The sequence below is a fragment of the Coprococcus sp. ART55/1 genome (genome assembly GCF_000210595.1).
Lineage (GTDB): Bacteria > Bacillota > Clostridia > Lachnospirales > Lachnospiraceae > Coprococcus > Coprococcus aceti.
The window spans coordinates 1,615,581-1,619,520 of sequence record NC_021018.1 but is presented as its reverse complement, the minus strand read 5'-3'; the positions used below and the strand labels follow the sequence as shown (position 1 = coordinate 1,619,520).

6 protein-coding genes are annotated in these 3,940 nt (G+C 44.4%); 5 read left to right on the top strand and 1 reads right to left on the bottom strand.

From position 1 onward, the window contains the following. Positions 1–91: 91 nt before the first annotated feature. Positions 92–445, top strand: coding sequence for a 3'-5' exonuclease (locus tag CCU_RS07440; protein WP_015534152.1), 354 nt, complete (start codon positions 92–94; stop codon positions 443–445). 11 nt (positions 446–456) lie between these two features. Here the strand turns inward: CCU_RS07440 and CCU_RS07435 are convergent, their stop codons facing one another. Further along, entirely contained in the window at positions 457–759 is a 303-nt protein-coding gene (locus CCU_RS07435) for a DUF1292 domain-containing protein (RefSeq protein WP_015534151.1), read from the bottom strand. Between the two features lie 276 nt (positions 760–1,035). Between CCU_RS07435 and cysS the strand changes: the two genes are divergently transcribed. From cysS to CCU_RS07415, 4 genes are all read left to right on the top strand, one after another. Then, positions 1,036–2,427, top strand: coding sequence for a cysteine--tRNA ligase (cysS, locus tag CCU_RS07430; RefSeq protein ID WP_015534150.1), 1,392 nt, complete (start codon positions 1,036–1,038; stop codon positions 2,425–2,427). Next, positions 2,412–2,969, top strand: a complete 558-nt coding sequence (locus CCU_RS07425; RefSeq protein ID WP_015534149.1) for a Mini-ribonuclease 3 — start codon at positions 2,412–2,414, stop codon at positions 2,967–2,969. Before cysS ends, CCU_RS07425 begins: the two co-directional genes overlap by 16 nt. Continuing rightward, on the top strand, positions 2,959–3,741 hold the full coding sequence (rlmB, locus tag CCU_RS07420; protein ID WP_015534148.1) for a 23S rRNA (guanosine(2251)-2'-O)-methyltransferase RlmB: 783 nt from the start codon (positions 2,959–2,961) through the stop codon (positions 3,739–3,741). The genes CCU_RS07425 and rlmB overlap by 11 nt, the downstream gene beginning before the upstream one ends. Before the next feature lie 11 nt (positions 3,742–3,752). Beyond that, the coding region (locus tag CCU_RS07415; protein WP_305803639.1) for a sigma factor at positions 3,753–3,940 on the top strand (188 nt) is incomplete at its 3' end.

The following is a 3,940-nucleotide window of genomic DNA, read 5'->3' as shown; positions in this document are numbered from 1 at the left end:
AGCAGAGCAGGCAGGGCAGTGTGGCAGGTGATGCAGTCACGCTTTCGACTATGCACTGCTCAAAGGGACTTGGTATTCATATGTATTCATAATGGATGCTGTTGAGGACATAACGCCTCATAAGAAATCAGTCGGAGATGGAAATATAGAGGAGGAACGCCGGTTGTTCTATGTGGCCGTCACGAGGGCTAAGTATGGACTGTATGTGTATGTTCCCCAGAAAATGTATGGAAGAAAAGCGGTGACCTCGAGATTTGTCCAGGAAATGCTTGTGGACAGGTCTCTGATAAAAACAGGAAACACCATAATCCACAAGCGGTATGGACGTGGAGTCATCACATATGTAGATGACAGAAAGCTGTGTGTCCACTTCGATGATATACATGAAACAAAGACGCTCAGCCTTGAATATACGATAAATAACGAGCTTATAGAAAACGCATAGATGTACGGATATTATTCCTCGTCATCTGAATTGAATTCCAGATCGTCCAGGATCTCGTCGAGGGCGTCAGCGACATCGTTGAACTCAGCCTCGTCGGTGATCTCGTCGAGGGTGACATCGTCTCCCTGCTCGCTGTATCTGTACACGATGATATCGGCATCCTCGTCATCTGCAGGAAGCAGAGCGGCATAAGAGATGTCATTTACCTCGAATTTGGCAATGATCTCACATGTGCAGGATGTTCCATCCTCGTATGTTATATCGATCATCTCGATATCCATTTCGTCGGTTTCGTTATTGTTTATATCTGACATATAGGTATCCTCCTGATTGTTTTATTCAGTTTATTCTAGTAAATAATCGGTGCTATGTCCAGTACAATTATAAAATGAAATTATTGACAAAGCCTGCACCCGCACATATACTAGACACAAAAGGCGAAGAACAGGAATTGTAGTATTTAATACAATCAGAGTGGAACCGCGGAGATAATACTTCGTCTCTATATGCATATCATATGTATATTGGGACGAAGTTTTTTGTTTGCTTACAGATATATTATCGACCAATATAGAAAGGACATTATATTTATGAAGATTTTAAACACGCTCACAAGAAGAAAAGAAGAGTTTGTGCCTATCAACGAGGGTAAGGTGGGAATATATGTATGTGGTCCTACTGTATATGATTATATCCATATAGGAAATGCCAGACCAATGATAGTATTTGATACGCTCAGAAGATATCTGGAGTACAAGGGCTATGATGTCAATTATGTATCGAATTTTACTGATGTCGATGACAAGATCATAAAGCGTGCAAATGAGGAGGGTGTGGATGCCAGCGTTATATCAGAGCGATATATCGCAGAGGTCAAGAAGGATATGGCGGCTCTCAATGTGCGTGAGGCGACAACACATCCAAAGGCAACAGAAGAGATACCGGATATGATTGAGATGGTAAAGACTCTTATAGAGAAGGGATACGCTTACGAGGTGAATGGAACCGTATACTTCAGAACCAGAAAGTTCAAGGACTACGGCAAGCTGTCCAAGAAGAATATCGATGACCTCCGTTCAGGTAACAGAGACCTTCTTGTATCAGGTGTTGATGAGAAGGAGGATCCGCTTGATTTCGTTCTCTGGAAGCCAAAGAAGGAGGGCGAGCCATCATGGCCATCACCATGGGGCGATGGAAGACCAGGCTGGCATCTTGAGTGCTCGGTTATGTCCAAGAAATATATCGGAGATGTAATAGATATACATGCGGGTGGAGAGGATCTTGTATTCCCACACCATGAGAACGAGATAGCACAGAGTGAGGCTGCAAATGGCACAGAGTTCGCAAGATACTGGATGCACAACGGCTTCCTCAAGATCAACAATGAGAAGATGTCCAAGTCACTTGGCAACTTCTTCACAGTCAGAGAGATAGCAGAGAAGTACCCTCTTCAGGTCATTAGATTCTTCATGCTGTCAGCCCATTACAGAAGTCCGCTCAACTTCTCAGCAGACCTTGTTGAGGCTTCAAAGAACGGCCTTGAGAGAATCCTTACAGCAGTTGACAGACTGAAGTCTATAAGCGGAACAGAAGGAGAAGTAGATAAGGCAGTTGCAGACGAGATGGATGCATTTGTGAAGAAATATGAGGCAGCCATGGATGACGACCTCAACACTGCAGATGCGATCTCAGTTATATTTGAGCTCGTAAAATATGCAAATGTAAATGTGACAGAGGAGTCAACAAAGGCTACTGTGGAGCTTGTGCTCAATACAGTGACAAAGCTCTGCGACATACTTGGAATCATCACAGAGAAGAAGAAAGAGATACTTGATTCAGATATAGAGGCTCTTATCGAGGAGAGACAGGCTGCAAGAAAGGCAAAGAACTTTGCTAGGGCAGATGAGATCCGTGACCAGCTCAGTGATATGGGAATTATCCTTGAGGATACCAGAGAGGGCGTAAAATGGAAAAGAGCATAGACAGTTACTTTACTGAGATACTCGGGGTGACATACACTAATCCAAGGGAGTATTCGCCGCTTTCACTTGCATATATAGGTGACAGCGTGTTTGATCTTCTCATAAAGACCCTTGCTGTCACAAAGGATAACAAGCAGGCATACAAATACCACAAAGAGGTGAGCCAGCTTGTGAAGGCGGAGGCTCAGGCGGGATATATAATGTATCTTCTGGACAACGGACTGCTCACCGAGGAGGAAGAGTGGATATACAAGAGAGGCAGGAACACCAAGACTCATTCAACAGCCAAGAATGCGACTGTGGGACAGTACCGAATGGCAACGGGCTTTGAGTGCCTTATAGGCTTTCTGTATCTTGATAAGCAGTATGACAGGATGTTTGAGATCACGAGGATCATACTGAACCATGATCCAGTTGAAACGGACAGGGCAGAACAGCAGCACAAGGATCCGGGCAAAGCAGCACAGGAAGATACAATAGAGGATACCTCAACACTTGAAAAGAGTACAGAGAGTACAGATGGAGAAAAAGATGCAGAATAGAGAATTTGAGAATAACATTAAGACAGAGAGCGATGAGGAAGCATTTGTCATAGAGGGAAGAAATGCAGTCCTCGAGGCTTTCAGATCAGGCAAGACCATAGATAAGCTGTATGTCCTTGACGGATGCAGGGATGGAATTGTGAACAGTATAGTCAGAGAGGCAAAGAAGCAGGATACAGTGATAAACTACCTCTCAAAGGAAAAGTTAAACCAGATGTCACAGGCTGGCAAGCATCAGGGAGTGATTGCACATGCAGCGGCATATAAGTACGCAGAGATAGAGGATATGTTTGCACTGGCTGAGAGCAGAGGAGAGGATCCATTTTTCTTCATACTTGATGAGATAGAGGATCCACACAATCTTGGTGCGATCATCAGAACAGCGAATCTCTGTGGTGCCCACGGTGTGATCATACCTAAGAGGCGTGCAGTCGGAATCACAGCTACAGTTGTAAAGGCATCAGCGGGAGCTATCAATTATACACCTGTTGCAAAGGTGACAAATATCAGCAAGACCATAGAGGAGCTGAAAGATAGAGGCATGTGGTTCGCCTGTGCGGATATGGACGGAGAACTCATGTACAAGTGTAACCTCACAGGTTCCCTTGGACTTGTCATAGGTAATGAGGGAAGCGGCGTCAGCAGACTGGTCAAGGAGAAGTGTGATTATGTCGTATCTGTTCCTATGAAGGGAGACATAGACTCACTCAACGCATCAGTTGCTGCCGGAGTTCTGGCTTATGAGGTCGTAAGACAGAGGATGAACAAGTAAAGGTAGAGTATATGTATTCGGAATTATCAGATAATGAACTGCTGGAGCTTATAAATGAACAAAAGGATAACGATGCTATGGAGACACTTATCAAGCGCTATGGCCCAATGATAACGGGACAGAGCAGAAGCCTTTATATCATAGGTGCTGATGAGGAGGATCTTATACAGGAGGGCATGATCGGACTGGTCAAGGCTGT